At 68.2% G+C, this 25,326-nt stretch carries 23 protein-coding genes and 2 tRNA genes; 9 read left to right on the top strand and 16 right to left on the bottom strand.

The window, feature by feature from the left end:
• Positions 1-2: 2 nt before the first annotated feature.
• Complete coding sequence (locus ACH0A8_RS04065) at positions 3-542, bottom strand: peptidylprolyl isomerase (protein ID WP_066651135.1); 540 nt, start codon at positions 540-542, stop codon at positions 3-5.
• Positions 543-658: 116 nt separating this feature from the next.
• Between ACH0A8_RS04065 and ACH0A8_RS04060 the strand changes: the two genes are divergently transcribed.
• Complete coding sequence (locus ACH0A8_RS04060) at positions 659-1,234, top strand: hypothetical protein (RefSeq protein ID WP_066651134.1); 576 nt, start codon at positions 659-661, stop codon at positions 1,232-1,234.
• Between the two features lie 640 nt (positions 1,235-1,874).
• On the opposite strand, the gene ACH0A8_RS04055 is transcribed toward ACH0A8_RS04060, so the two are convergent.
• The 10 genes from ACH0A8_RS04055 to dnaA all read right to left on the bottom strand — a co-directional run bounded on the left by ACH0A8_RS04055 (position 1,875) and on the right by dnaA (position 13,305).
• Positions 1,875-1,947, bottom strand: a tRNA-Ala gene (locus ACH0A8_RS04055).
• Positions 1,948-1,979: 32 nt separating this feature from the next.
• Positions 1,980-2,056 (bottom strand) — tRNA-Ile (locus ACH0A8_RS04050).
• 76 nt (positions 2,057-2,132) lie between these two features.
• Positions 2,133-2,540 carry a DUF3566 domain-containing protein gene (locus ACH0A8_RS04045; RefSeq protein ID WP_066651132.1) on the bottom strand — a complete coding sequence of 136 codons (408 nt, stop codon included), beginning with the start codon at positions 2,538-2,540 and terminating at the stop codon, positions 2,133-2,135.
• Positions 2,533-5,196: a DNA gyrase subunit A gene (gene gyrA, locus ACH0A8_RS04040; protein WP_066651131.1), complete on the bottom strand. Its 2,664-nt coding sequence runs from the start codon at positions 5,194-5,196 to the stop codon at positions 2,533-2,535. The genes ACH0A8_RS04045 and gyrA overlap by 8 nt, the downstream gene beginning before the upstream one ends.
• 131 nt (positions 5,197-5,327) lie before the next feature.
• Positions 5,328-7,337 (bottom strand): DNA topoisomerase (ATP-hydrolyzing) subunit B, encoded by a 2,010-nt coding sequence (gene gyrB / locus ACH0A8_RS04035; RefSeq protein ID WP_245172033.1) that lies wholly within the window; start codon positions 7,335-7,337, stop codon positions 5,328-5,330.
• A 133-nt stretch (positions 7,338-7,470) separates the two neighbouring features.
• A complete protein-coding gene (locus ACH0A8_RS04030) occupies positions 7,471-7,971 on the bottom strand; it encodes a DUF721 domain-containing protein (protein WP_066651128.1) in 501 nt (166 codons plus the stop codon).
• Positions 7,971-9,149: a DNA replication/repair protein RecF gene (gene recF / locus ACH0A8_RS04025; RefSeq protein ID WP_066651126.1), complete on the bottom strand. Its 1,179-nt coding sequence runs from the start codon at positions 9,147-9,149 to the stop codon at positions 7,971-7,973. Before recF ends, ACH0A8_RS04030 begins: the two co-directional genes overlap by 1 nt.
• A gap of 33 nt (positions 9,150-9,182) precedes the next feature.
• Positions 9,183-10,070 (bottom strand): phosphogluconate dehydrogenase (NAD(+)-dependent, decarboxylating), encoded by an 888-nt coding sequence (gene gnd, locus ACH0A8_RS04020; protein WP_066651124.1) that lies wholly within the window; start codon positions 10,068-10,070, stop codon positions 9,183-9,185.
• Positions 10,071-10,139: 69 nt separating this feature from the next.
• Positions 10,140-11,285: a DNA polymerase III subunit beta gene (gene dnaN / locus ACH0A8_RS04015; RefSeq protein ID WP_066651122.1), complete on the bottom strand. Its 1,146-nt coding sequence runs from the start codon at positions 11,283-11,285 to the stop codon at positions 10,140-10,142.
• 553 nt (positions 11,286-11,838) lie between these two features.
• Complete coding sequence (gene dnaA / locus ACH0A8_RS04010) at positions 11,839-13,305, bottom strand: chromosomal replication initiator protein DnaA (protein ID WP_400340207.1); 1,467 nt, start codon at positions 13,303-13,305, stop codon at positions 11,839-11,841.
• Between the two features lie 518 nt (positions 13,306-13,823).
• On the opposite strand from dnaA, the gene rpmH reads away from it, so the two are divergent.
• The 8 genes from rpmH to ACH0A8_RS03970 all read left to right on the top strand — a co-directional run bounded on the left by rpmH (position 13,824) and on the right by ACH0A8_RS03970 (position 18,844).
• On the top strand, positions 13,824-13,961 hold the full coding sequence (rpmH, locus tag ACH0A8_RS04005) for a 50S ribosomal protein L34 (protein WP_043595303.1): 138 nt from the start codon (positions 13,824-13,826) through the stop codon (positions 13,959-13,961).
• A 61-nt stretch (positions 13,962-14,022) separates the two neighbouring features.
• A complete protein-coding gene (gene rnpA, locus ACH0A8_RS04000) occupies positions 14,023-14,385 on the top strand; it encodes a ribonuclease P protein component (RefSeq protein WP_406906585.1) in 363 nt (120 codons plus the stop codon).
• Positions 14,382-14,777, top strand: coding sequence for a membrane protein insertion efficiency factor YidD (yidD, locus tag ACH0A8_RS03995; protein WP_081985178.1), 396 nt, complete (start codon positions 14,382-14,384; stop codon positions 14,775-14,777). The genes rnpA and yidD overlap by 4 nt, the downstream gene beginning before the upstream one ends.
• 8 nt (positions 14,778-14,785) lie before the next feature.
• Complete coding sequence (gene yidC / locus ACH0A8_RS03990) at positions 14,786-15,748, top strand: membrane protein insertase YidC (RefSeq protein ID WP_066658860.1); 963 nt, start codon at positions 14,786-14,788, stop codon at positions 15,746-15,748.
• On the top strand, positions 15,749-16,252 hold the full coding sequence (locus tag ACH0A8_RS03985; RefSeq protein WP_209684765.1) for a R3H domain-containing nucleic acid-binding protein: 504 nt from the start codon (positions 15,749-15,751) through the stop codon (positions 16,250-16,252).
• Positions 16,249-16,893 (top strand): 16S rRNA (guanine(527)-N(7))-methyltransferase RsmG, encoded by a 645-nt coding sequence (gene rsmG / locus ACH0A8_RS03980; protein WP_406906583.1) that lies wholly within the window; start codon positions 16,249-16,251, stop codon positions 16,891-16,893. The genes ACH0A8_RS03985 and rsmG overlap by 4 nt, the downstream gene beginning before the upstream one ends.
• Before the next feature lie 80 nt (positions 16,894-16,973).
• Positions 16,974-17,867 carry a ParA family protein gene (locus ACH0A8_RS03975; protein WP_066657539.1) on the top strand — a complete coding sequence of 298 codons (894 nt, stop codon included), beginning with the start codon at positions 16,974-16,976 and terminating at the stop codon, positions 17,865-17,867.
• Positions 17,867-18,844 carry a ParB/RepB/Spo0J family partition protein gene (locus ACH0A8_RS03970; protein WP_251154398.1) on the top strand — a complete coding sequence of 326 codons (978 nt, stop codon included), beginning with the start codon at positions 17,867-17,869 and terminating at the stop codon, positions 18,842-18,844. The genes ACH0A8_RS03975 and ACH0A8_RS03970 overlap by 1 nt, the downstream gene beginning before the upstream one ends.
• A gap of 1,808 nt (positions 18,845-20,652) precedes the next feature.
• Here the strand turns inward: ACH0A8_RS03970 and ACH0A8_RS03965 are convergent.
• From ACH0A8_RS03965 to trxB, 5 genes are all read right to left on the bottom strand, one after another.
• Entirely contained in the window at positions 20,653-21,210 is a 558-nt protein-coding gene (locus tag ACH0A8_RS03965; RefSeq protein ID WP_209684771.1) for a YdcF family protein, read from the bottom strand.
• A 107-nt stretch (positions 21,211-21,317) separates the two neighbouring features.
• Positions 21,318-22,280: a D-alanine--D-alanine ligase gene (locus ACH0A8_RS03960; RefSeq protein WP_066657533.1), complete on the bottom strand. Its 963-nt coding sequence runs from the start codon at positions 22,278-22,280 to the stop codon at positions 21,318-21,320.
• 40 nt (positions 22,281-22,320) lie between these two features.
• Entirely contained in the window at positions 22,321-23,625 is a 1,305-nt protein-coding gene (locus ACH0A8_RS03955; RefSeq protein ID WP_209684773.1) for a PLP-dependent aminotransferase family protein, read from the bottom strand.
• 177 nt (positions 23,626-23,802) lie between these two features.
• Positions 23,803-24,129, bottom strand: a complete 327-nt coding sequence (gene trxA / locus ACH0A8_RS03950) for a thioredoxin (RefSeq protein WP_022832611.1) — start codon at positions 24,127-24,129, stop codon at positions 23,803-23,805.
• A gap of 63 nt (positions 24,130-24,192) precedes the next feature.
• Positions 24,193-25,191: a thioredoxin-disulfide reductase gene (trxB, locus tag ACH0A8_RS03945; RefSeq protein WP_271825893.1), complete on the bottom strand. Its 999-nt coding sequence runs from the start codon at positions 25,189-25,191 to the stop codon at positions 24,193-24,195.
• Positions 25,192-25,326: the final 135 nt, after the last annotated feature.

Here is a 25,326-nt window from a genome sequence, read left to right as displayed (position 1 = left end):
GTTCAGACGTCCTCGACGTCGATGCTCTCGATGACGACGTCCTCGACGGGCTTGTCGCGACCGTCGGTCGGCACGCCCTCGATCGCGTCGACGACCGCGCGCGACTCGTCGTCGGCGACCTCACCGAAGATGGTGTGCTTGCCCTGCAGCCAGGGGGTCGCCACGGTCGTGATGAAGAACTGCGAGCCGTTCGTGCCGCGCCCGCCCTGGATGCCGGCGTTCGCCATCGCGAAGATGTACGGCTCCTGGAAGGTGAGCTCCGGGTGGATCTCGTCGTCGAAGCGGTAGCCCGGACCACCGATGCCCTGACCGAGCGGGTCGCCGCCCTGGATCATGAAGTCCTTGATGATGCGGTGGAAGACGACACCGTCGTAGAGCTTGTCGGTCGAGACCTTGCCCGTGCCGGGGTGCGTCCACTCCTGCTTGCCGGTCGCGAGGTCGACGAAGTTCTTGACGGTCTTCGGGGCGTGGTTGCCGAACAGGTTGACGCGGATGTCGCCCTTGTTCGTGTGGATCGTTGCGACAGCGGTGTGCAGAGACATGTGTCGATTCTCGCATGCACTCCTGACGGTGACACGGATCACACAGCCGACGATCCGTGACCTGTCAGGGTGCTCGGTGGCAGGATGGGGTCACGCCGATCCGATGGAGGTACCAGATGACGACGATCGAGATCCCGCGCAAGCGTCGGAAGCAGATCAAGAAGCTCAAGGGCAAGACGGCCTCGCTCCTCGGCGAGCAGCGCAAGGTCCTCGAGCACGCGAACGCGATCCTCGCCGAGGCCCGCTCGCACGCTGCTGACGCAGCCCGCAAGGACATCGCCCCCCGCGTGCAGAACGCGATCGACAACGGGATCCGTCCCGCCGTCGCGACGGGCGTGCACGCAGCGACCTCGGCCGCGCACAGCGCGTCGCACCGCTTCCAGACCGAGGTCGTCCCCGGCCTCGTGGCGACCGCTGGTTCGGTGATGAGCGTGAAGGACCTCGCGAAGGACCCGCGCGTCAAGAAGATCGTGAAGGACGCCCAGAAGAAGGGCAAGAAGGCGAAGAAGGCCGCGGCGAAGTACACGCCGGGGCAGCAGAAGAAGGGCCTCGGGTTCGGTGGGGTCGCCCTCATCGTCGTCGGTGTGGTCGCCGTTGCCGGTGCCGCGTACGCCGCCTACCAGACGCTCCGCGCCGACGACGACCTGTGGGTCGCCGACGACGCCGACACGGCGGAGAAGCCCGCCGCCTGACCTCCCGGTTCGTACGAAGGGCCCCGGCACCGCGCCGGGGCCCTTCGTCGTCCCCGGCCGTCCCGCACGCCGCAGAACCTGCCCCGGCCCCGGCCCCGGCCCCGTGCCACCTGCCCCGAGCCTCGAACGGGCGACATACGGCCCGCTCACCGCTAAGACTCGACGAGAAGAACCCTGTCGACGCCCCGCACGCGGCACGTCCTGCCCGCTCGACAGCCTCAGCCTCAGGCTCAGGCACAGCACCGGTCCCAGCCTCAGGCACAGGCCCGGCCTCAGCCCCAGCCTCAGACTGGAGGCACGCCCTCATTCCGTCAGCCGCTGATGCGCCGTCGCGCGACATGCCGCCGTCGCTCGCACAGGTGCCACGACATGCCGCGTCGAAGCACCACTGACGGCATGTCGTGCGCCAGCGCCGGGCCGAACGCCCGCAGCGGCAGCACCTCTCGCCCGAAGACAACGGAGGCGACCATCCCGCAGCGGCAGCACCTCACGCCCGAAGACGACCGAGGCGACCATCCCGCAGCGGCAACGCCCGGAAGAAGGCGACCATCGCGGAGCGGCGCGCCGGAGGCGCCGACGAACACGACGACCGAAACCGGCGGAGCGAGGAACGAGCGGAGCAGTATCCGCCCTGAGGGAGTGGAGCCTGGGAGAATCGAACTCCCGACATCCTGCTTGCAAAGCAGGCGCTCTACCAACTGAGCTAAGGCCCCGTGAGGACCAGCGTACTGGTCCCGGTGGGAAGTGGTGGGGCTACAAGGACTTGAACCTTGGACCTCTTCGTTATCAGCGAAGCGCTCTAACCGCCTGAGCTATAGCCCCTCAGACCAGAAGAAAGCCTACCGTACCGATCTCGGAGAACGAAATCGAGGGGCGACTGCCGTCCGGCCCGGGTGTGTCAGTTGTTCGTGAAGCCCACGAGCAGGCCGCCCGTGATCCGCACACTGAGGTTGTAGAGGACGCTCACGATCGCGCCGAGCACGGTGCCGACGACCACGTTGAGGATGCCCACCACGACCGAGAACCCGAGGACCTGCCCGAGCGAGAACTGGTCCATGATCGAGTAGCTGTTCTGCCCGGTGACGTCCTTGAGCAGGGCGTCGATCTGGGTGAACACACCGGTCTGGTTGAGGATGACCCAGACCAGCGCGGTCGCGACGATGATCACGATCGAACCGGCGAGCGCGATGAGGAAGCTCAGCTTCACCATCGACCAGAAGTCGAGGTACACCAGACGCAGGCGGACCTGCCGGGTACCGCTGGGACGTTTCGCCTTCTTCTGGAGCTTCTCGGCGACACTACTCATTGTTCGACTGGTCCTCTCCGGCCTCGTCCTCGACAGGCTCGGTGTCGGCGGGGTCGGCGGGTTCGGGGGCCGCTTCGTCAGGGCTCACCGTCTCCACCGGGCCCGCAGGCTCGATCTCGGGGTCGGCGTCGTCCTGGTCATCCAGGTTCCGCTCGCTGTTCCGGGCCACCGCGATGATCCGGTCGTTCTCCGCGAACCTCGCGAAGACCACACCCATCGTGTCGCGACCCTTGGCGGGCACCTCGGACACGGCAGACCTTACCACCTTGCCCGATTGCAGCACGACGAGCACCTCGTCGTCCTCGCCGACGATGAGCGCCCCCACGAGGTCGCCCCGATCGGCGGCCAGCTTGGCCACCTTGATGCCGAGACCACCGCGGCCCTGCACCCGGTACTGGTCGACCGAGGTGCGCTTGGCGTAGCCGCCCTCGGTCATCACCCACACGTAGCCGTCGTCCGACACCACACGTGCGGCGAGCAGTGCGTCGTCGCCGCGGAAGGACATGCCCTTCACGCCGGAGGTCGACCGGCCCATCGGACGGAGGGTGTCGTTGGTCGCCGTGAAGCGGAGCGACATGCCGTGCTTCGACACGAGCAGCAGGTCGTCGGTCTCGTCGACGAGCAGTGCCTGGCGGAGCTTGTCGCCCTCGCGGAGGTTGATCGCGATGATGCCGCCGGTGCGGTTGGTGTCGTACTCGGTCAGCGCGGTCTTCTTGACCAGACCCTGCTCTGTCGCGAGCACGAGGTACTGCGCCGCCTCGTAGTCGCGGATGTCGAGCACCTGCTGGATCTGCTCGTCGGGCTGCATGGCGAGCAGGTTGGCGACGTGCTGCCCCTTGGCGTCACGGCTCGCCTCCTGCAGCTCGTACGCCTTGGCGCGGTACACGCGACCCTGGTCGGTGAGGAAGAGCAGCCAGTGGTGGGTCGTCGTGACGAAGAAGTGCTCGACGATGTCGTCCGCGCGGAGCTGCGCACCCTTGACGCCGCGACCGCCGCGGTGCTGCGACCGGTAGTTGTCGCTCCGCGTGCGCTTGACGTACCCGCCGCGGGTGATGGTGACGACCATCTCCTCTTCCGGGATGAGGTCCTCGATGGACATGTCACCGTCGTAGCCGAGCATGATCTCGCTGCGACGGTCGTCCCCGAAGCGGTCGACGATCTCGGCGAGCTCGTCGCCGATGATCGTGCGCTGCCGGGTCTCCGACGCCAGGATGTCCTGGAAGTCGGCGATCTTGCGCTCGAGTTCCTCGGCCTCGTCGTGGATCTTCTGGCGCTCGAGGGCGGCCAGGCGGCGGAGCTGCAGCTCGAGGATCGCGCGTGCCTGGATCTCGTCGACGGACAGCAGGTCCATCAGGCCGGTCCGCGCCTCCTCGACGTCGGGCGACCGACGGATGAGCGCGATGACCTCGTCGAGGGCGTCGAGCGCCGCGAGGTAGCCGCGCAGGATGTGCGCGCGCTTCTCGGCCTCGCGGAGCCGGTACTGGGTACGGCGGACGATGACGTCGATCTGGTGGTCGACCCACGCCGAGATGAAGCCGTCGAGCGACAGCGTGCGCGGCACCCCGTCGACGATGGCGAGCATGTTCGCGCCGAAGTTCTCCTGCAGCTGCGTGTGCTTGTACAGGTTGTTGAGCACGACCTTCGCCACCGCGTCGCGCTTCAGCACGATGACCAGGCGCTGACCGGTGCGGCCGGAGGTCTCGTCGCGGATGTCCGCGATGCCGGCGAGCTTGCCGTCCTTCACGCCCTCGGCGATGCGGATCGCCAGGTTGTCCGGGTTCACCTGGTACGGCAGCTCGGTGACGACCAGGCACGTGCGACCCTGGATCTCCTCGACGTTGACGACCGCGCGCATCGTGATCGAGCCACGACCGGTGCGGTAGGCGTCCTGGATGCCCTTCGTGCCGAGGATCTGCGCGCCGGTCGGGAAGTCCGGGCCCTTGATCCGCTGCATGAGCGCGCCGAGGAGCTCCTCACGCGTCGCGTCCGGGTGTGCGAGCGCCCACTGGGCGCCCTCGGCGACCTCGCGCAGGTTGTGCGGGGGGATGTTCGTGGCCATGCCGACCGCGATGCCCACCGATCCGTTGACCAGCAGGTTCGGGAAGCGCGCCGGCAGGATCGACGGCTCCTGCGTGCGGCCGTCGTAGTTGTCCTGGAAGTCGACGGTGTCCTCGTCGATGTCCCGGACCATCTCCATGGCGAGCGGTGCCATCTTGGTCTCGGTGTACCGCGGGGCCGCGGCGCCGTCGTTGCCCGGGGACCCGAAGTTGCCCTGGCCGAGCGCGAGCGGGTACCGGAGCGACCACGGCTGCACGAGGCGGACGAGCGCGTCGTAGATCGCGCTGTCGCCGTGCGGGTGGAACTGGCCCATGACGTCACCGACGACGCGGGAGCACTTCGAGAACGCCCGGTCCGGCCGGTAGCCGCCGTCGAACATCGCGTAGATGACGCGGCGGTGGACCGGCTTCAGACCGTCACGGACCTCCGGCAGCGCACGTCCGACGATGACGGACATCGCGTAGTCGAGGTACGACCGCTGCATCTCGAGCTGCAGGTCGACCTGCGAGATGCGGTCGCCGGAGACCACGATGTCGCCTACCTCGCCGTGCACGATCTCGGGCTGCTCGTCGGCGCCGTTCTCGTTGTCGTCAGCCATGTGGCTTGGTCACCTTTCTGGTGGCCCTCCGGTCGTCGGCCGGGAGGCACTGGTTCCGTCGGTCGCGCCGGGCGCGACCACAGGGGGTCGGGACTGGTCGACGCGGCTGGCACCGCGCCTCCAGGCCGGTACTAGATGTCGAGGAAGCGGACGTCCTTGGCGTTCTGCTGGATGAACTGGCGTCGCGACTCGACGTCCTCACCCATCAGCGTCGCGAAGACGCTGTCGACCGCGGCGGCGTCCTCGAGCGTGACCTGCAGGAGCGTGCGGGTGTCCGGGTTCATCGTGGTGTCCCAGAGCTCCTTGTAGTCCATCTCGCCCAGACCCTTGTAGCGCTGGATCCCGTTGTCCTTCGGGATGCGCTTGCCGGCGGCGATGCCCGCCTGCATCAGGGCGTCGCGCTCCCGGTCGCTGAACACGTACTCGTGTGCCGCGTTCGACCACTTCAGGCGGTACAGCGGCGGCTGTGCGAGGTACACGTACCCGCGCTCGATGAGCGGACGCATGTAGCGGAAGAGCAGCGTGAGCAGCAGCGTCGTGATGTGCTGACCGTCCACGTCGGCATCGGCCATCAGCACGATCTTGTGGTACCGGGCCTTGTCCGGGTCGAAGTCCTCGCCGATGCCGGCGCCGAACGCCGTGATCATCGACTGGATCTCCTGGTTGGCCAGGGCGCGGTCGAGACGGGCCTTCTCGACGTTGAGGATCTTGCCGCGCAGCGGCAGGATCGCCTGGGTCATGGGGTTGCGACCCTGCACGGCGGAACCACCGGCGGAGTCACCCTCGACCATGAAGATCTCCGACAGCGTCGGGTCCTTCGACTGGCAGTCCTTGAGCTTGCCGGGCATGCCGCCCGACTCGAGCAGCCCCTTGCGCCGGGTGGTCTCGCGGGCCTTGCGGGCGGCGAGCCGGGCTTGCGACGCCTGGATCGCCTTCCGCACGACGTCGCGCGCCTGGGACGGGTTGCTCTCGAACCAGTGGGTGAGCTCGGTGCCGACGACGCGCTGCACGAACGACTTCGCCTCGGTGTTGCCGAGCTTGGTCTTCGTCTGGCCCTCGAACTGCGGCTCGCCGAGCTTCACGGAGATGACGGCGGTCAGCCCTTCGCGGATGTCGTCACCCGTGAGGTTGTCGTCCTTCTCCTTGATGATCTTGGTCTCGCGGGCGTACCGGTTGACCAGGCTCGTCAGGGCCGCACGGAAGCCCTCTTCGTGGGTGCCGCCCTCGTGCGTGTTGATCGTGTTCGCGAAGGTGTGGACGCTCTCCTGGTAGGAGGTGTTCCACTGCATGGCGATCTCGAGCGCGATCTTGCGCTCGGTGTCCTCGGCCTCGATCGCGATGACGTCGGGGTGGACGAGGTCGGCCTTCTTCTGCGCGTTGAGGTACTCGACGTAGTCGGGCAGCCCGCGCTCGTAGCGGAAGGAGTCACGGCGCGACTCCTCGCCCTCGTCCGGGGTGCGCTCGTCGGTGAGGTTGATGCGGAGGCCCTTGTTGAGGAAGGCCATCTGCTGGAAGCGCGTGCGCAGCGTCTCGTAGTCGAACTCGACGGTCTCGAAGATGTCGGCGTTCGGCCAGAACGTGATCGTGGTGCCGGTCACGTCGGTCTCCTCGTCCTTCGAGACGGGGGCGACCGGGACGCCGTCGGTGTAGCTCTGGCGCCAGACGTGGCCCTGGCGGCGGACCTCCACGTCGAGCTCGGAGCTCAGGGCGTTCACGACGGAGGAGCCCACGCCGTGCAGACCACCGGACACCGCGTACCCGCCGCCACCGAACTTGCCGCCGGCGTGCAGGACGGTGAGGACGACCTGGAGCGTCGAGACGCCCTCGGCCGCGTGGGTGTCGACCGGGATGCCACGGCCGTTGTCGACCACGCGGACACCGCCGTCCTCGCGGATGGTGACGTCGATCGTGTCGCAGTAGCCGGCCAGTGCTTCGTCGACGGAGTTGTCGACGATCTCCTGCACCAGGTGGTGGAGACCGCGCGGACCCGTCGAGCCGATGTACATGCCCGGGCGCTTGCGGACCGCCTCGAGCCCCTCCAGCACCTGAATCTGGTCTGCGCCGTACGATGGTTCCGTCGGTGGAGCCTGCTCGGTCTCGTCCTGCGGGATCGTCCGGTCGTCGTCAGATTCTGATGCCATGTCGGGATTGCTCCTGCCTGCGCGCGGAACGCCCGCACACTGCACTCGCCAGTCTACCGCAGGAGCCCCTCTCCACGGGGCTCATCCGCCCGCTGGACGGGTGTTCTTCATCCCCGAGGACGATTTCGTCGCGTCAACCGTAGGTGTCGCGAGGACCACGCCCCTGGACGGTCCTGGGACCGCGTTTCCAGGTGGGGACGTCCGGGCCGGAAACCCGGATCGACTGCACGCCCGCTCCCGGGTGCCGCTCGGCGATCGTCGTCGTCACGGTCGCGCGCATCAGACGGAGCTGCGTCGCCCACGCCGTCGAGTCGCAGCGGATGACGAGCGTGCCGTCGTCGATCGTCATCGGGCGCGAGTGCTTCGCGAGTTCGTCGCCCACCACGGCGGGCCAGTCGACGAAGAGCTCCGAGCGCGCCAACGGCTCCGACCAACCGAGTTCCTGGGCCAGCGCGCCGACCACGTCGCCGAGCCCCCGGGGTTCGCGACCCTTGCCGTACGGGACCGTGTCGGCGTCGAGCTCGCGGGACCGGCGACGTCGGGCGTCGACGGTGCGGAGGGACGGGTCGCCGAACACGGCGCGCAGGTGCCGGTACACCCGCGAGGGCTCGGAGGGCTTCCACGGCTTGGGCATCAGGCGCGAGCCTCGTCCGTCACGATCGTGCCCGCCTCGATCCGGACAGTGTGGGCGGCGAGCTGGTCGGGCACGTCCCCGAACACCGCGGCGGTGATGAGCACCTGCTCGTAGTCGGCGACCGCCCCCGCCAACCGTTCACGCCGTGACTCGTCGAGCTCGGCGAACACGTCGTCGAGGATGATGATCGGGTCGCCGAGCGTCGACTCCGCCCGGAGCACCGCGGCGCCGGCGAGCTTGATCGCGAGGGCGAACGACCACGACTCGCCGTGGCTGGCGTACCCGCGCGCAGGTAACCCGTTCAGCTGGAAGAGAACGTCGTCGCGGTGCGGTCCGACGAGGGTCAGTCCGCGGTCGAGTTCGTCCCGACGCCGACGCTCGAGCGCACCACGGAAGGCCTCGGCCGCAGCGGCGACGGACACCGGTTCGTCCGGCGTCCCGAGCACCGGGTCGGTCGCGGCAGCGTCCTCGGGGTCACCGCCGCGCACGCTGAGCACACCCGAGATGGTCGCCTCGTGCCGTTCGCCCGCGACCGTGGCGTAGGCCTCCGTGACGAACGGCGCGAGCCGACGGGTGAGGTGGTCGCGGGCCGCGATGATCTCGGAACCGAACGCGACGAGCCGGTCGTCCCAGACGTCCAGCGTCGCGAGGGAGCCGGACCGCGCACCGGTCGCCCGTGCCGACTTCAGCAGGGTGTTCCGCTGCTTGAGCGTCCGGTCGTAGTCGGCGAGCACGCCCTGCATCCGGGGTGCGATCTGGCCGAGCAGCTCGTCGAGCATGCGCCGACGGCCCGAGGGCTCACCGCGGACGAGGGCCAGGTCCTCGGGGGCGAAGAGCACGCTGGTGCAGTACCGCGGCAGTTCGCGGGGCTTGATCGCGGCCCGGTTGACCTGCGCGCGGTTCGACCCGGTGCGGTTGATCTGCACCTCGGCCAGGATGCTGCGGTCCTCGTGCGCCAGTCGAGCGCGCACGATCGCGGCGTCGCAGCCCTGACGGACGAGGGCGGCGTCGGTCGGGACCCGGTGCGACCCGAGGGTCGACAGGTAGCCGATCGCCTCGACCAGGTTGGTCTTGCCCTGTCCGTTCCGCCCGACGAACAGGTTCGGCCCGCGTGCGAGGTCGACGTCCGCCTCCCGGTAGTTCCGGAAGTCGGTGAGTTGCAGGTGGTCGACGTGCACGCGGGCCGGGACGAGCTCAGGTGGTGACCTGAACTACGCCTTCTTCACGGCGTGACCGCCGAACTGGTTGCGCAGGGCCGCGACGGCCTTCATCGTCGGGGACGCACTGCCCTGACGCGAGACGAAGCGCGCGAAGATCGACGCGGAGATGGTCGGCATCGGCACGGCGTGCTCGATGGCCTCCTCCACCGTCCAACGGCCCTCGCCGGAGTCGTCGACGTAGCCCTCGATGGCGTCGAGCTTCGGGTCCTCGTTCAGCGCGAGGACCATCAGGTCGAGCAGCCAGGAGCGCACGACGGTGCCGCGCTGCCACCCGGCGAAGACCGCGGGGACGTCCTTGATGATGTCCTTGGCCTCGAGGAGCTCGTAGCCCTCGCCGTACGCCTGCATGATCGCGTACTCGATGCCGTTGTGGACCATCTTGGCGTAGTGACCGGCGCCGACGGGGCCGGCGTGCGAGAAGCCCTCCTCGCGGGGGCCCTCGGGGCGGAGCGCGTCGAAGACCGGCATGGCGAACTCGACGTCCTCGGGGGCGCCACCGACCATCAGGCCGTAGCCGTTGTCCTTGCCCCAGACACCACCGGAGACACCGGCGTCCATGTACCGGATGCCCTTGGCGTCGAGCTGCTCGGCGTGGATCGTGTCGTCCAGCCACTTCGAGTTGCCACCGTCGATGACGAGGTCGCCCTCACCCAGGACGCCGGCGAGGTCCGTGATCACGTCGTCGGTGATCTTGCCGTGCGGGACCATGACCCACACGAGCTTCTTGCCCTCGGGCAGTGCGGCTGCCAGGGCGCCGAGGTCCGCGACGTCGGAGACGGCGGGGTTCGCGTCGTACCCGGTGACCTCGATGCCTGCGTTGCGGAGACGGGCACGCATGTTGTTGCCCATGCGACCGAGGCCGACAAGACCGATGTGCATGATTTCCTCTTCTGTTCGTCGTCGCGCTGGTGGCCAGAGGCGCGTCAGCGCAGTGGTACGGCTGTTGCGCTATCGCAGCAGGAGATTGGGCTGCAGCAGGTACCGGTATCCGTCCGTCGCCGCGGCCTCTTGCGAGGTCTGCCCGGTGATGAGCACCGGACCCGGCTTGTTGGGGTTCTCCGTCTTGGTGAAGGAGATGCGGACGAACTCGGAGTGCACCGCGTTCAACCCGTCCAGGAGGAAGGCGGGCTTCAGCGAGACCACCGTTTCCTCCCCGGTCAGCAACGCACTGATCGACTCTGACGCCTGCGCTTGTTCGGATCCGATCGCCTCGAGCGTGAGCCCGTCGACCGAGAAGGAGAACCGGAGCGCCGCTTCGCGCTCCAGGACGAGGGAGACCCGTCGGACGGCCTCGACGAGTTCAGCGGTGTTGATCACCGCGTGGTCGTTCACCGTCTCGGGGAAGAGCCGGCGGACCGGCGGGTAGTTGCCCTTGATGAGCAGCGAGGTCACGGTCTTGTCGTCGGCGTGGAACGCGATCAGCTCGCGGTCCGACGACCCGCTGATCGAGACCGACACCGTGGACGCCGACCCGAACGTGCGGCCGACCTCCTGCAGGGTGCGGGCGGGGACGAGCGCGTGCAGCGGGTCGGATCCGACACGACCGGAGTCCCACGCGATCGTGCGGACCGCGACGCGGTAGCGGTCGGTCGCGATGAGCGACAGGTCGTTGTCGCCGACCTCGAGCTGCACACCCGTGATGACCGGGGTGACGTCGTCGCGGCTCGCGGCGACGGCCACCTGGGACACGGCCTCGGAGAAGGCGTCGCCGGGGACGACCCCGGTCTGCTCACCGATCTCCGGCAGCGTCGGGTACTCCTCGACCGGCATGGACAGCAGCGTGAAGTGCGCCGATCCGCAGGTGACGGAGATCTTCGTGTCCTCGGTGGTGAAGGTCACCGGGGCGTTCGGGAGTCGGCTCGAGATGTCGTTGAGCAGACGGCCGGAGACGAGCACGGTGCCCGGTTCGTCGATCTGCGCCGTGATCGAGGTCTGCGCCGAGACCTCGTAGTCGAACGACGACAGCGTGAGCCGATCGCCCTCGGCGTGGATGAGGACTCCGGACAGGATCGGGAGGGTCGTGCGCTGTGGGAGGAGCTTCACCGCGAAGGAGACGGCTTCGGAGAAGACGTCCCGGTTGACCTCGAACTTCACAGCTGGGACCCCTGTCGATCGGTGCGGACTGTCCGGCCGCCCCATTGTGGCACAGCGGAGCAGGGCCCGGATTTCTTGTCATCCCGCCGTCCACAAGGTTGGCCCGCGGAACTTCATCGTTAACCAGGATCAATGGTGTTAACGCCTGTGCACAGTGTGGATAACTCTGTGCATCCCGCTTCTCCACAGGGAACTACACACGTGTGAGTTGTGAGTCCCGTGTTGGCAGCGTCTGGATGAACAAATCTCATCTATCCGCTTCCATCCCCAGTCTCCACAGGTGGGTACAAAACTGTGAACAACCGGACCGCGTGTCCTCCACAGTTATCCACAGGCTTTCCACACTGGGGGAAACTCGGCGCATGGAACCGTCTCAGATGGTGGATGCGCGCCGAGGCGGGCCGATCCGGGGCCGTGGGGCGGGCCTCCCGGTCGGACACCGGTGCGACGGATGTCGGGTCGAGGGGAGACGACGGACGGGAGGCACGGTGCCGTGTCGCACCGTGCCTCCCGTCCGTCAGCTGGTCGCGTCCGCGTCCTGCTCGCGTCCGCGTCAGCGGTAGCGGCGGTCCTGCTTGATGCGGCTCGTCAGCTCGGTGACCTGGTTGTAGATCGACCGTCGTTCCTTCATCAGCTCGGTGATCTTCTTGTTCGCGTACATGACCGTGGTGTGGTCGCGGTTGCCGAACAGCTGCCCGATCTTCGGCAGCGACAGGCTCGTCATCTCACGGCACAGGTACATGGCGATCTGCCGCGCGGTCGCGATCGCCTGCGACCGGGACGAGCCGTACAGGTCGTCGACCGAGAGCTTGAAGTACTCCGCGGTGTGGTTGATGATGTCCGTCGGCGCGATCACGTTGTCGTCGTCGAGGGTGATCAGGTCCTTGAGGACCGTCTGCACCAGGGCCATGTCGACGGCCGTCCGGTTCAGGCTCGCGAACGCCGTGACGCGGATGAGCGTCCCCTCGAGCTCACGGATGTTGCTCGAGACCTTCGACGCCATGAACTCGAGGATGTCGTCGGGGACCTGCAGGTGGTCGGACTGCGCCTTCTTGCGCAGGATCGCGATGCGCGTCTCGAGGTCCGGCGCCTGCACGTCCGTGATGAGGCCCCACTCGAACCGTGAGCGCATCCGGTCCTCGAAGCCGGTCAGGTGCTTCGGCGCGACGTCCGACGTGATCACGACCTGCTTGTTGTGGTCGTGCAGCGTGTTGAACGTGTGGAAGAAGGCCTCCTGCGTGGAGTCCTTCCCCTGCAGGAACTGGATGTCGTCGATCAGCAGGATGTCGATGTCGCGGTAGCGCTGCTGGAACTGGTTCGACCGGTTGTTCGCGATCGAGTTGATGAAGTCGTTGGTGAACTCCTCGCTCGACACGTACCGGACGCGGATGCCCGGGTAGAGGCTCTCGGCGTAGTGGCCGATCGCGTGGAGGAGGTGCGTCTTGCCGAGACCGGAGTCGCCGTAGATGAAGAGCGGGTTGTACGCCTTGGCCGGAGCTTCGGCGACCGCGACCGCGGCGGCGTGGGCGAAGCGGTTCGACGAGCCGATGACGAAGTTGTCGAAGTTGTACTTCGGGTTGAGTCGCGACTCGGGGCGACCGCCGGTGCCCGGGGAGTCGATCTGGCTCGGGACGAACGGTGCCTCGATGTACTGGCGGGGTGCCGCGCTCTGCTCCACCGGCGCCTGCACCGGCTCGGCGTACTCGGGGACGTGGCTCGGGACGACCGCGTCGACCCGCGGTTCCGACGCCATGTCCGGGTTCACCGTGATGGCGAAGTTCGCGACCGAGTCGTCACCGACCCGCGAGACGGCCTCGGTGATCGGGACGCGGATCCGCTGCTCGAGCATGCCCCGCGTCAGGTCGTTGGGGACCTCGAGGTAGAGGGTGCCGGCGAGCACGCCCTTCGGTTCGACCAGGTTGAGGAAGCCGTGCAGCTGCGGGGTGATGCGGTCGTCCTCGGAGAGGAGGCCCAGGACGGAGGACCAGAGGTCCTCGACGGGGTCGGCCGGCATCGTCATTCGCGCTGGTCTCCTGGTCTGGTGTCGGTGTGCTGGTGTCGTGGTGCCGGTCCCGCGCCGTGGTGCTCGCTACGGCGGGACACGGGCGCGCCCGGTCGGTGCCGTTCCGCGAGCAGTGTCCGGCGCGGCCGATCCACGGGCCGGACCGCCGTCACGCCGTGGCGGTGATCCACAGGGTTGTCCACAGTCCTGTCCACGGTGGCCCGGCTGCGGACGGTGAGGTGACTCCCCCGTCGCTCCGCGGAACGGGCCGATCGATCACACCACTGTAAAGGGTCCGACCGAGTCGTACCGAACGCACGTTTTCCCCAATGTGGATGATGATCGTGCGCTCACCTCGGACGAGGGCGGCCGTCGCCGCCGTTTGACCTCACCGCCGCTGTCACGTACCGTTAACCAGTTGACTGCGGCCACCTGGTCGCGCCCATCGTGTCGTTCGGCCTCGTCGAGCGGCTGTCCAGACATACGTGTCGGCTCGCGCTGAGCCCGTCCTCGAGCGCAGCCGTGTGGAGATCATCATGAGCAAGCGCACCTTCCAGCCGAACAACCGTCGTCGTGCCAAGAAGCACGGCTTCCGCGCCCGCATGCGCACCCGTGCCGGCCGCGCCATCCTGGCCGCGCGCCGCGGCAAGGGCCGCACCGAGCTCAGCGCCTGATCGGGCTGCGCCCCTCGGGGCAGCGCCTGATCCGGTCCCGAATCGGAACCCGGTAGCGATCGTGTTGGCCCGCGCCAACCGCATCGTCCGCGGTGAGGACTACCGGTCCGTCGTGCGTCGTGGTCGCAGGAGCGCCACGGCGCACGTCGTCGTATCCGTGGTCCGTCGACCCGCCGGGGCCGAGCCCGGTCCGGACGACCCGACCCGCTTCGGGTTCATCGTCGCGAAGACGGTCGGCAACGCCGTCACCCGCAACACGGTGCGACGTCGGTTCAAGGCGATCGCCCACGAGCTGCTGACCGAGGTGCCGAGCGGCCACGACGTGGTCATCAGGGCCTTGCCAGCCGCGGCGCAGGCCGGATGGCCTAGCCTGCTCGGAGACGTCTCGCGCTCCTTCGCGCGCGGGGTGGAGAAGGCAGCATGAACCGCATCCAGTGGACCCGGCTGGCGTTGAACCGACTGGCCTGGGTCGTCGCGTTGCTCCCGCGCAACGTGTGCGTCGTCGTGCTGCGCGCCTACCGCGCGGTCATCTCTCCCCTGTACGGGAACGTCTGCCGCTACCACCCGTCGTGCTCACGGTACGCGCTCGAGGCCATCCAGCAGTACGGCGTCGTGCGCGGGTCGGCGATGGGGGCCTGGCGGATCGCGCGGTGCAACCCGTGGGCCGCAGGCGGGATCGACGACGTGCGTGACCGCCGCCGCCCCTACCGCCTGACCCGGTTCGGGTTCGTGCTCCCCCCGTCCCAGCTGCACCCCCAGCCGTCCGGCGATGCCCGTCGTCCGGTCCTGCTCCCCCAGCGCACTCGAAAGGCGTGACCGTCCTCATGGACTTCATCGGAACGATCCTCTGGCCACTGAAGTGGGTGGTCTCGGCGATCCTCGTGGCCTTCCACTGGATCTTCGAGTCGATCGGCATGGACCCGTCGGCCGGCATCACCTGGGTGCTGTCGATCATCTTCCTCACCTTCGTGGTGCGGGCCGCGCTCATCCCGATCTTCGTCCGGCAGATCAAGTCGCAGCGACGCATGCTCGAGGTGGCGCCGCAGCTGAAGAAGATCCAGGACAAGTACAAGGGCAAGAAGGACCAGTTCTCGCGTGAGGCCATGAGCCGCGAGACCATGGCCCTCTACAAGGAGACCGGGACGAACCCGCTGAGCTCCTGCCTGCCGCTGCTCATCCAGATGCCGATCTTCTTCTCGCTGTACTCGGTGCTGCACGAGGCGCAGATCAACAAGACCGGCATCGGTCTGCTCACGAACACCCTGGCGCAGGACTTCGGCAACGCGGCCCTGTTCGGCGCTCCCCTGCACGAGACCTTCACGAACGCCTCCGGGTGGGAGGTCCGGGTCATCGCGGGCTTCATGATCGTCGTGATGACCGCGTCGCAGTTCGTCACCCAGCTGCAGCTCGTGGCGAAGAACATGTCGCCGGAGACCAAGGCGTCGCCGATGTACCGCCAGCAGAAGATGATGCTGTACATCCTCCCGCTGGTGTTCGTGATCTCGGGTCTGAGCTTCCCCCTCGGCGTCATGTTCTACTGGCTGGCCTCCAACATCTGGACGATGGCGCAGCAGTACTTCGTCATCCGCAGCATGCCGACCCCGGGTTCCGAGGCCGCACTCGCTCGTGAGGCCCGCCTGGCCAAGAAGGCCCAGCGTCGCGGCACCCCGGTGCTCGCCGAGGCCGGCGCTGGCTCCACCGCGGTCGAGGTCGAGCCCGTCCGCGTGACCACGCAGCGTCAGCAGCCCGTCGGCAAGAACCGCTCCAAGAAGAACGGGAAGAAGTAAGTGACCGAGCAGGACACCGCACCCACCGTCGACGCCGCGGCGGAGACCGAGACCGACGAGGTCCGCGACGAAGCGGACATCGCGGCGGACTACATCGAGGAACTCCTCGACATCTGCGACCTCGACGGGGACATCGAGATCGAGGAGCGTGGCGGACGGGTGTACCTGTCCGTGAGCGACGAGGGCGGCGCGCTGCGGGTGCTCTCGAAGCCGGACACGGTGTCGGCCCTGCAGGAGCTGACCCGCATCGCCGTGCAGGCCGAGACCGGCGAGTTCAGCCGCCTCATCCTGGACGTCGGTGGCTCGCGTGACGCCCGAGCGACGGAGCTCCAGCGTCTGGTCGACACGGCTGTCGAGCGCATCGAGAGCGGTTCGTCGTCGGCGGCGCTCCCCCCGATGTCGTCCTACGAGCGCAAGCTCGTGCACGACCTGGTTGCCGAGAAGGGCTTCCACTCGGAGTCCGAGGGCGAGGGACGAGACCGCCACACGGTCGTCACGCGATGACCGACGAGGTCACGCCGGTCCTCGAGCGGGAGCCGGCTGCCGCTGCGGAGCTGTTCGGCGACCGGATCGAGGTCGCGCGGTCCTTCACGGCCGAGCTCGCTCGTCGCGGCGAGGAACTGGGCCTCATCGGACCCCTCGAACTCCCCCGCCTGTGGACGCGACACATCCTCAACTCTGCCTTGCTCGCGCCGCTCCTGGAGGCCGATGGTCGCGTCGCGGACGTCGGTTCCGGAGCGGGGCTCCCGGGCCTGGTGCTCGCGATCGCCCGTCCCGACGTCTCCTTCACGCTCATCGAACCGATGGAGCGTCGCTGCGACTGGCTGAACGCCGAATCCGAGCGACTCGGGCTGGGGAACGTCACCGTCCTCCGCGGGCGGGCTGAGGACGTCGCAGACGCGGTCGTCGTCGACCAGGTCACGGCTCGTGCGGTGAGTGCGCTGTCGAAGCTCATCCCGCTGACGGTTCCGCTGGTGCGGTCGGGTGGTCAGCTCATCCTGATGAAGGGTGCGCGGGTCGACGAAGAGATCGAGAAGGCTCGGAAGGTGATCCTCCGGAAGCGCCTGGCCGATGTCGAGGTGCTCGAGCTCGGAGACGGTGTGGTTGAGGAGACCACGCGAGTCTTCCGGGCTACAGTTGACTGACGCCGCGGCTGGGTCCGGCTGTGCTGGACCAGAGAGCCCGACGTTCCACGTGGAACACTGACCCGGGGAAGAGGTCTTCGTTGAGTTCATCGACCGACTACGACTCGTCGACGCCCCTGGCTCGCGAGATCGCTGACCTCAACCGCCGGCGGCGAGCGATCGCCACGCAGCAGTTCCCGCTCCCCGCGAAGACTCGCGTGTTCACCGTGTCGAACCAGAAGGGTGGCGTCGGGAAGACGACCACCACGGTGAACCTCGCGGCTGCCCTCGCGCACGGTGGTGCCCGTGTCCTGGTGATCGACCTCGATCCGCAGGGCAATGCTTCGACCGCGCTCGGGGTCGAGCACCAGGCCGAAGTGACCAGCGTCTACGACGTGATCGTGGACGAGGCGCCGATCGCCGATGCTGTTCAACGATCGCCAGAGTCCGAGACGCTCTGGTGTGTCCCGGCGACCATCCACCTGGCGGGCGCGGAGATCGAACTCGTCTCCCTCGTGGCGCGCGAGCAGCGGTTGCGCACGGCGCTCGACCAGTACCTGTCGTCGCTCGAGGAGCCGTACCACTACGTCTTCATCGACTGCCCGCCTTCGCTCGGCCTCCTGACGATCAACGCATTCGTCGCCGCGCAGGAGGTGCTGATCCCGATCCAGACCGAGTACTACGCGCTCGAGGGCCTCAGCCAACTCCTGCGGAACATCGAGCTGATCGAACGGCACCTCAACCCGAACCTCCGGGTGTCGACGATCCTGCTCACGATGTTCGACGGACGCACGAACCTGTCCAACCAGGTTGCAGCGGATGTCCGTGAGCACTTCGGCGAGCAGGTGCTGAAGGCCGTGATCCCCCGGTCGGTGCGCGTCAGCGAAGCACCGAGTTACGGACAGAGCGTCGTGTCGTACGACGTCAACTCGTCGGGCTCGCTCTCGTACCTCGAGGCAGCCGCCGAGATCGCAGCACGAGGAGCGCAGGACTGATGGCACCCAAGCGAACTGGACTCGGACGAGGCATCGGCGCCCTGATCCCGACGGCGTCGGACCAGCAGGACCGGCCCGTCGACGTGTTCTTCCCGACGGGCGGCTCCCCGGCCTCGGCACCCTCCGCCGGTGCGACCGCTGAGGACCTCGTCGCCGTTCCCGGCGCACGTCTGGCGAACCTCAATCCGCTCGACGTCGTGCCGAACGGACAGCAGCCGCGCAAGGAGTTCCGCGAGGAGGAGCTCCAGGAGCTCGTCCACTCGATCCGCGAGATCGGTGTGCTCCAGCCCATCGTCGTCCGTCCGATCGCCGGCGCATCAGGCACCGAGGCGCAGTACGAGCTCATCATGGGTGAGCGTCGTCTGCGTGCCACGAAGGAGCTCGGGCTCGCGACCATCCCCGCGATCGTCAAGGACACCCCTGATGACGCGATGCTTCGGGACGCGCTGCTCGAGAACCTGCATCGTGCACAGCTCAATCCGTTGGAAGAGGCGTCGGCGTACCAGCAGCTGCTCGCGGACTTCGGGATCACGCAGGAGCAGCTCGCGCAGCGCATCGGCCGGTCGCGTCCGCAGATCACGAACACGATCCGTCTGCTCCGGTTGCCCTCCCCCGTCCAGCGCCGCGTCGCTGCCGGTGTGCTGTCCGCGGGACACGCACGTGCCGTCCTCGCGGCACCGGACGCCGAGGCGATGGAGTACCTCGCCGAGAAGATCGTCAACGAGGACCTCTCCGTCCGGGCCGCAGAGGCGATCGCGCAGCAGTTGTCGGCCAAGACGCCGGTGAAGCCGAAGGCGGAGCCGACGAAGCGACAGGCGCACTTCAACGACCTCGCCGAGCGCATCGGTGATCGGTTGAACACACGCGTGAAGATCGCGGTTGGTGCTCGCAAGAGCTCGGTGACGATCGACTTCGCGAACGGCGATGATCTCAACCGCATCCTCGGCGAGCTGGGCATCAGCGACATCGCTGGCTAGACGCGCTCGGAGGCCGTCGTTGGTGCAGGGACGGCGCCCTGTGGCCGTGTGCGGAGCGTACTGTGCGTCCCCGTCATCCAGTCCCCGGTCGGACCTGTTCGGCCGCCTGCGGGGCGTACGGCGGCGTTGACGAGGCGCCGAGGGCGACAGCTGCGCTCGCGCGTACGCCAAGGCCGTTGAGGCAGTGTTCCACGTGAAACGTCTGAATCCGGTTGTTCGGGTCAGCCGTCTCGTCTCGCGAGGCTGCTCGGGCGCTCGCGGCCCGCACATCTCGACGATGTGACGATGTGCGTGCCTGCCGGTGGTCCCTGCGAGCTGGAGAAGGCTGCGTACGCCACCGAGTTCTTCCGGTGCTACCGATCGGAGCCTGTGCCGGCGTACGGCTCGCGGAGTGCAGCTGGGGTGAGCCTGCGGCAGTACGCGGATCGCATGGCCGCTACGCGATGACGGGCCACCGGACGTGCTGGCACCATCACTGCTCCATGGTCTCTCTCCCTCTTGTCCTCCGAGTGCGTCGGTCGTCGACCTCGACCTCGACCACGATCCTCGTGTTCGCGGTACCGGCGGTGCGCCCGTCAAACGAGCGGTCGTGCGCGACAGAAACGGCTTGGTGCTCGGCCTCCCTGGCAACGGCGACGGCGACGGCGCAACGATGCTTGTGACGGCGTTCGATCAGAACAACCCGGGACGGGTGCGGCGCCGGACCTCGGGCGGACGACGGCCGCGTGGCTTGGTGCTGAGACCCGACCTCACACCGTAAGCGGGCAGCGCATCGTTCGTCCTCACGCTGGCGGCACGAGCGAGCGGGCGCTGTGGACTTCGAACTGAGTAGGTCGGCCCAACCCGGATGTGCGCAAGGTGCGACAACGAGCGGTCCGTCTGCGGCTACGGGCGGCACGGCTCCCTGGCCGTCGGCAGTACCGTCGGGCGCCGCGGACGGTCGACAGCGGTGCGACGACCTCGACGGAGCCACGTGATGTGATCCCTACCTCGCCCCCTGGTGACGGTAGCGTGACGTCCGGGGTGAGGATGCAGATGCCCGCACCATCCACGGGAGGCGACCTGCGGAGGGTGTCGCGCGGCTGGCCCGCATCCCGTGGCTGCAGTGCGCCACGGTGGGAAGGGGCCTGCTTTGCTCGAACTCGTCCGCACTGATCGTTCTGCAGCGCCGCCCTCCCCCGCTCGGCCCGCGACGCGCGCGAAGCGACGCGCGCCGTGGGATACGGTCTCTGGGCTGGCGGGGGTTCATCGAGGAGGACGAGGATCGCTGCGACCGACGGCATCGGCTCAGGTGAGGCTCGAGCCGAGCCGTTCGGAGGTGCGAGCGCAAACCCAATGCATCCTGCGACGCCCGTAGGCCACCGTCAGGGTCGACCAGGACCGGAGCGATGTGCGGCACCTGTGCGCCGGATGCACCAATTCACGACCGGCTTGCCCCTGGTGCACGAGGCGCCGTGAGTCCGCTCCTGCACCAGTGCGAGGGTCGGGGCTGCACGAAGGGTCGAGGTTGGAGAATCGGCGGCGCGGTGCACCTCGACGACGACCGTCGTGCGAGAGCTGTCCGCACCCGGTCAGCAGCCGAGGGACTGATCGGCGCAATCTCCGCTTGGGAACCGGCGATGCAGTACCTCTACCGCGCTGGCGAGCATGATCGGCCTCCGCGCCCCTCTCCCGATGGAGATGACGAACGCACGCCGGCTCTGTTCACCGCGTCCGGATCACGTGGTTCGGCGCCCTCCCCGGAGACGTCCTCGTCAACCGTCCCACGACGGGCGACAGTGCATCCGGGGACCACTCGTCGGAGTGTTTCACGTGGAACGGCGCGTCCGGAGGAGCTTCCAGATACCGACGGCGGCGAAGACCGGCTTCGCCCAGAGCATCTCTCCGACGCGATAGTCCAGCGCTGGGGCCAGTTTCGACGCCAGGTGCGGGTCCTGGCGGCGGAGGTACGCTCGCCCCTTCGCGGCGTGGAGTCCGTTCGAGCAGATGACGACGCGGTCTGCGGCGGCGATCATCGGCCTCGCGTTCGCGATGTTCTCCCATGTGGAGACGCTGTCGCGATCCTTCCTGACCGCACCGGTCCATCTGAGCCTGCGCACCGCATCCTCGAGTAGATCAGCCTCAGGGAACGCACCGCGCACCGCTCCGCCGCAGCACACGACGGTGGCAGTGTCACCCGCCGCTTCGTACCGCCGCGCCGTGCGCACCGCGATACGGGCGCGCCACCGGTTCACCGCGTTCGGTTCGGGGCCTGCATTCGCGAAACCGAGGACGACGATGGCCGTCACCGCTCCGGTACCCGCGGTCCTCCCTGCGCTGCGAGTCGGAATCGTGCCGAGCGCGCGCCGCGCGGTCACCGATGCCACAGCATGAGCAACCTCGCCGACGATCGCGGCAGCGCCCAACGGGACGGCCACAACGAGAAGGGGCAGTGTTCCACGTGGAACACTGCCCCTGCGTCGTACTGACATGGTCAGCTGCGGTGGTCCCGGATGGCCTGTTCCGCGAGCTCCGCGTAGGTCCAACCGAGGTCGAAGCCGGAGGCACTCAGCGCCTGCGGAACGAGGGAGGTCTCGGTCAGACCCGGGAGGACGTTGGCTTCGAGGAACCACGGCGTCCCTGCCGCATCGATGATCAGGTCGACGCGCGAGATGTGGCGGAGACCGAGCGCCGTGTGCGCTGACACGGCTGCGTCTGCGGCGGCGGAGGCGAAGTCGCCCGACAGTCGGGCGGGCGTGAAGAAGGTCGTCTCCCCCGCGTTGTAGCGCGCCTCGAACCCGTACGTCCCGCTCTTCGGGACGATCTCGACCGCCGAGAGCGCCACCGGGCCGTCACCCGTGTCGATGATCCCGACGGCGACCTCGGTGCCGCGGATGAGCTGTTCGACCACGACGTCGTCGCAGTAGGTGTACGCGCTGACCATCGCACGCGGGAGATCGTGTGCGTCCTCGACGAGCGTGACCCCCTGTGCGCTCCCGCCTCGTGCCGGCTTCACGGCGAGCGGCACCGGGTGTTCCGCGGCGATGGCGTCGAGGACGCCCACGGCACCGAGCTCGCGGAAGACGTCGTGCGACAACGTGACCGACCGAGGGGTCCGCACACCGGCCCGCGCGACGAGCGCGGACGAGGTGGGCTTGTCCCATGCGAGCCGGGCTGACGTGGAACGGGAGCCGACGAACGGGATGTCCAGCGCCTCCAGGATGCCCCGCAGCGCGCCGTCCTCGCCGGACGCGCCGTGCAGGGCCGGCCAGACGACATCCGGGCGTGACTCGCGCAGCGCGGGCAGGAGCGACGCGTCGGCATCGCGAAGGTCGACCGTCCAGCCGTAACCGGTCAGTGAGTCGGCGACGCGTCGCCCTGACCGCAGGGAGACGTCTCGTTCGTGCGAGATCCCTCCCGCGACGACGACGACGTGACGACGGGTGAGCTCGGCCATGCGAGGGTCCTCCGGGAAGAGCGAACGATGAAAGTGCTGATCAGGACACGTTCGGCGGCGGCGCGACGACGGTGGAGCGCGACTCGGACACCGCGCTCGGACGGGTTGTGTGTCCGAAGGTCTCGAGGAGCTCGAGCTCGTCGTTGATGACGGTGGCCAGGCGCTTGACGCCGACCCGGATCTGATCGGGGGTCGGGTAGCAGAAGGACAGGCGGATGTTGCCGCCGCCACGGCCGTCGGCGTAGAAGGCGGTCCCCGGTGTGTACGCGACGAGTTCCTTCACGGCACGGGGCAGCATGCCCTTCGAGTCGAGGGCGTCGGGCAGCGTCAGCCAGACGAAGAACCCACCGTTCGGCTTCGTCCAGGTGAGGTCCGGCAGGAACTCCCCCAGGGCGGCCATCATCGCGTCCCTGCGCTCCGCGTAGAGGCCCCGGAAGGTGTCGACCTGCCCCTTCCAGTCTGCGGCGTCCAGGTAGGCGTTGACGACGTACTGACCGAAGGAGTTCGGAGCGAGGACGGCCGACTCGTTGGCGAGCACGAGCTTCTCGCGGATGGCGTGCGGGGCGAGGGCCCAACCGACACGGAAGCCGGGAGCCAGTGTCTTCGAGAAGGACCCGAGGTACACGACGCCCTCGTCGTCGATCGACCGGATCGCCTGCGGAGCGGGCTCGTCGAACCAGAGCAGTCCGTACGGGTTGTCCTCGAGCACGAGGATGCCGTTCGAGCGGCAGATGTCGAGGACCTCGATGCGGCGCTCACGGCTCATCGTGACACCCGCCGGGTTGTGGAAGTTCGGGATCGTGTAGAGGAACTTGATCCGCTTGCCCTGCGTGCGCAGGTTCGCGATCGCCTCGCGCAGCGCTTCGGGGACCAGGCCGTGCTCGTCGGTGGTCACGTGGACGGTCTCCGCCTGGTACGAGCGGAAGACGCCGATGGCGCCGACGTACGACGGCGACTCGGCGAGCACGACGTCGCCCGGGTCGATGAAGAGCCGCGTGACGAGGTCGAGCGCGTGCTGCGAGCCGGTGGTGACCACGACGTCCTCGGCGCTGGCACGGATGCCCTCGAGGCTCATCACGTCGACGATGTGCTCGCGGAGGGAGCGCAGGCCCTGTCCGCCGCCGTACTGCAGCGCCATCGCGGCGTCCTCGGTCATCACGCGGTCGATGGACCCCGTGACGAGCTCTCGCGGGAGCGCCGAGACGTACGGCATGCCGCCGGCGAGGGAGACCACCTCGGGCCGCGATGCCACGGCGAACAGGGCTCGGACCTCGGAGGCGCTCAGCCCGGCGGTGCGCTGGGCGTAGGAGTCGTACCAGGGGTCGAGGCTGTTGCCGTTCGTCATCGTGTGCTCCGTTCAGTGGGACATTCCCGCCACACTACGACATGCGTTGCCGGATCCGCGGTGGGAGGCGGGGGCCGATCCTGAAGCTGTGGCCCTGGCGCGCGCAGCCGGCATCCGGGAACGGCGACGGCCCCGCCCTCCGAGGAGAGCGGGGCCGTTCGCGGTCTGTTGGTCGGACTACGCCAGGAACTCGGCGAGATCGGCCTCGAGCGCCGGCTTCGGCTTGGCGCCGATGACGGTCTTGACGACCTCGCCGCCCTTGAACACCTTCATCGCCGGGATCGACGTGATCTGGTAGTTCATGGCCGACTGCGGGTTGTCGTCGACGTTGAGCTTGACGATCTCGATCTTGTCGGCGTGCTCCGCGGCGATCTGGTCGAGGATCGGGGAGACGGCGCGACACGGGCCGCACCACTCGGCCCAGAAGTCGACGAGGATGGTCTTGTCGGACTTGAGGACCTCGTCTGAGAAGGTGGCGTCGGTGACGGCCTTGGCGTTGGACATGTGTGCTCCTTCGAGAAGTTCAGTTGGTGCAACGGTTGGGCCGCTGCGGTATTCCGGACTGGGTCAGGCCCGTGCGGCCTCGACGTCGATGATCGCCGGGCCCTCGGGCGTGACGCCCTCGGCCTGGTCGACCAGCGCGTCGTCGAGTTCGGCGAGGTACTTCTCCGCGTCGAGGGCGGCGACGGTACCGGAACCGGCTGCCGTGATCGCCTGGCGGTAGGTCGGGTCGATGACGTCGCCCGCGGCGAAGACCCCGGGCAGGTTGGTCTTCGACGAACGGCCCTGGACCGCGATCGTGCCCTCGGGTGCGAGGTCGATCTGCCCGTGGATGAGGTGCGTCCGCGGGTCGTTGCCGATCGCGATGAACAGGCCGTCGAGCTGGAGCGAGGACTCCTCCCCGGTGACGGTGTCGCGGAGGGTGACGCCCTCGACCGAGGAGTCACCCGTGATGCCGGTGACCTCCTTGTTCCACGCGAACTCGATCTTCGGGTCGTTCATCGCACGGTCCTGCATGATCTTCGACGCGCGCAGGCTGTCCTTGCGGTGGATGACCGTCACCTTGTCGGCGAACCGGGTGAGGAACGTGGCTTCTTCCATCGCGGAGTCGCCGCCGCCGACGACGGCGATGTTCTTCTGCCGGAAGAAGAACCCGTCGCACGTGGCGCACCAGCTGACGCCGTGGCCGGACAGACGCTCTTCGTCGGCGAGACCGAGGTGGCGGTACGCCGATCCGGTCGCGTAGATGACCGCGAGGGCCTCGTACGTCTCGCCGGACCCGACGGTGACCTTCTTGACCTCACCGGTCAGGTCGACCGAGACCGCGTCGTCGTACAGGACCTCGGCGCCGAACTTCTCGGCCTGTTCCTGCATCTTGATCATGAGGTCCGGGCCCTGGATCCCCTCGGGGAAGCCCGGGAAGTTCTCGACCTCGGTGGTCTTGGTGAGCTCGCCGCCGGTCTCGACGCTGGACGCGACGATCAGGGGCTTGAGCTCCGCGCGCGCGGCGTAGATGCCGGCGGTGAACCCGGCGGGACCGGAACCGATGATGATGAGCTGGCGCATGCCTCGCTGCCCTTCCGTTGAGTGCTGACCGGGTCAACACATGGTAGCGGCGGGACATTCCGGCCCACCGGTGAGCGGACAACCGATGAGCGGACAGCCGGTGTGCGGACAGCCGGTGTGCGGACAGCCGATGTG

It is taken from the genome of Curtobacterium sp. 179-B 9B NHS (assembly GCF_045370965.1).
Lineage (GTDB): Bacteria > Actinomycetota > Actinomycetes > Actinomycetales > Microbacteriaceae > Curtobacterium.
This window is presented reverse-complemented; position numbering and strand designations above follow the sequence as displayed.

Excerpts from the sequence above, each read along its gene's own strand:
- ACH0A8_RS04030 (WP_066651128.1), bottom strand. The coding sequence starts at position 7,971 with ATGCCCAAGCCGTGGAAGCCCTCCGAGCCCTCGCGGGTGTACCGGCAC.
- trxB (WP_271825893.1), bottom strand. The coding sequence starts at position 25,191 with ATGCGCCAGCTCATCATCATCGGTTCCGGTCCCGCCGGGTTCACCGCC.
- gyrB (WP_245172033.1), bottom strand. The coding sequence starts at position 7,337 with ATGGCATCAGAATCTGACGACGACCGGACGATCCCGCAGGACGAGACC.
- ACH0A8_RS04060 (WP_066651134.1), top strand. The coding sequence starts at position 659 with ATGACGACGATCGAGATCCCGCGCAAGCGTCGGAAGCAGATCAAGAAG.
- rpmH (WP_043595303.1), top strand. The coding sequence starts at position 13,824 with ATGAGCAAGCGCACCTTCCAGCCGAACAACCGTCGTCGTGCCAAGAAG.
- ACH0A8_RS03955 (WP_209684773.1), bottom strand. The coding sequence starts at position 23,625 with ATGACGAACGGCAACAGCCTCGACCCCTGGTACGACTCCTACGCCCAG.
- rsmG (WP_406906583.1), top strand. The coding sequence starts at position 16,249 with ATGACCGACGAGGTCACGCCGGTCCTCGAGCGGGAGCCGGCTGCCGCT.
- ACH0A8_RS04065 (WP_066651135.1), bottom strand. The coding sequence starts at position 542 with ATGTCTCTGCACACCGCTGTCGCAACGATCCACACGAACAAGGGCGAC.
- ACH0A8_RS04045 (WP_066651132.1), bottom strand. The coding sequence starts at position 2,540 with ATGAGTAGTGTCGCCGAGAAGCTCCAGAAGAAGGCGAAACGTCCCAGC.
- gnd (WP_066651124.1), bottom strand. The coding sequence starts at position 10,070 with ATGCACATCGGTCTTGTCGGCCTCGGTCGCATGGGCAACAACATGCGT.
- yidD (WP_081985178.1), top strand. The coding sequence starts at position 14,382 with ATGAACCGCATCCAGTGGACCCGGCTGGCGTTGAACCGACTGGCCTGG.
- trxA (WP_022832611.1), bottom strand. The coding sequence starts at position 24,129 with ATGTCCAACGCCAAGGCCGTCACCGACGCCACCTTCTCAGACGAGGTC.
- ACH0A8_RS03960 (WP_066657533.1), bottom strand. The coding sequence starts at position 22,280 with ATGGCCGAGCTCACCCGTCGTCACGTCGTCGTCGTCGCGGGAGGGATC.
- dnaA (WP_400340207.1), bottom strand. The coding sequence starts at position 13,305 with ATGACGATGCCGGCCGACCCCGTCGAGGACCTCTGGTCCTCCGTCCTG.
- ACH0A8_RS03970 (WP_251154398.1), top strand. The coding sequence starts at position 17,867 with ATGGCACCCAAGCGAACTGGACTCGGACGAGGCATCGGCGCCCTGATC.
- gyrA (WP_066651131.1), bottom strand. The coding sequence starts at position 5,196 with ATGGCTGACGACAACGAGAACGGCGCCGACGAGCAGCCCGAGATCGTG.
- yidC (WP_066658860.1), top strand. The coding sequence starts at position 14,786 with ATGGACTTCATCGGAACGATCCTCTGGCCACTGAAGTGGGTGGTCTCG.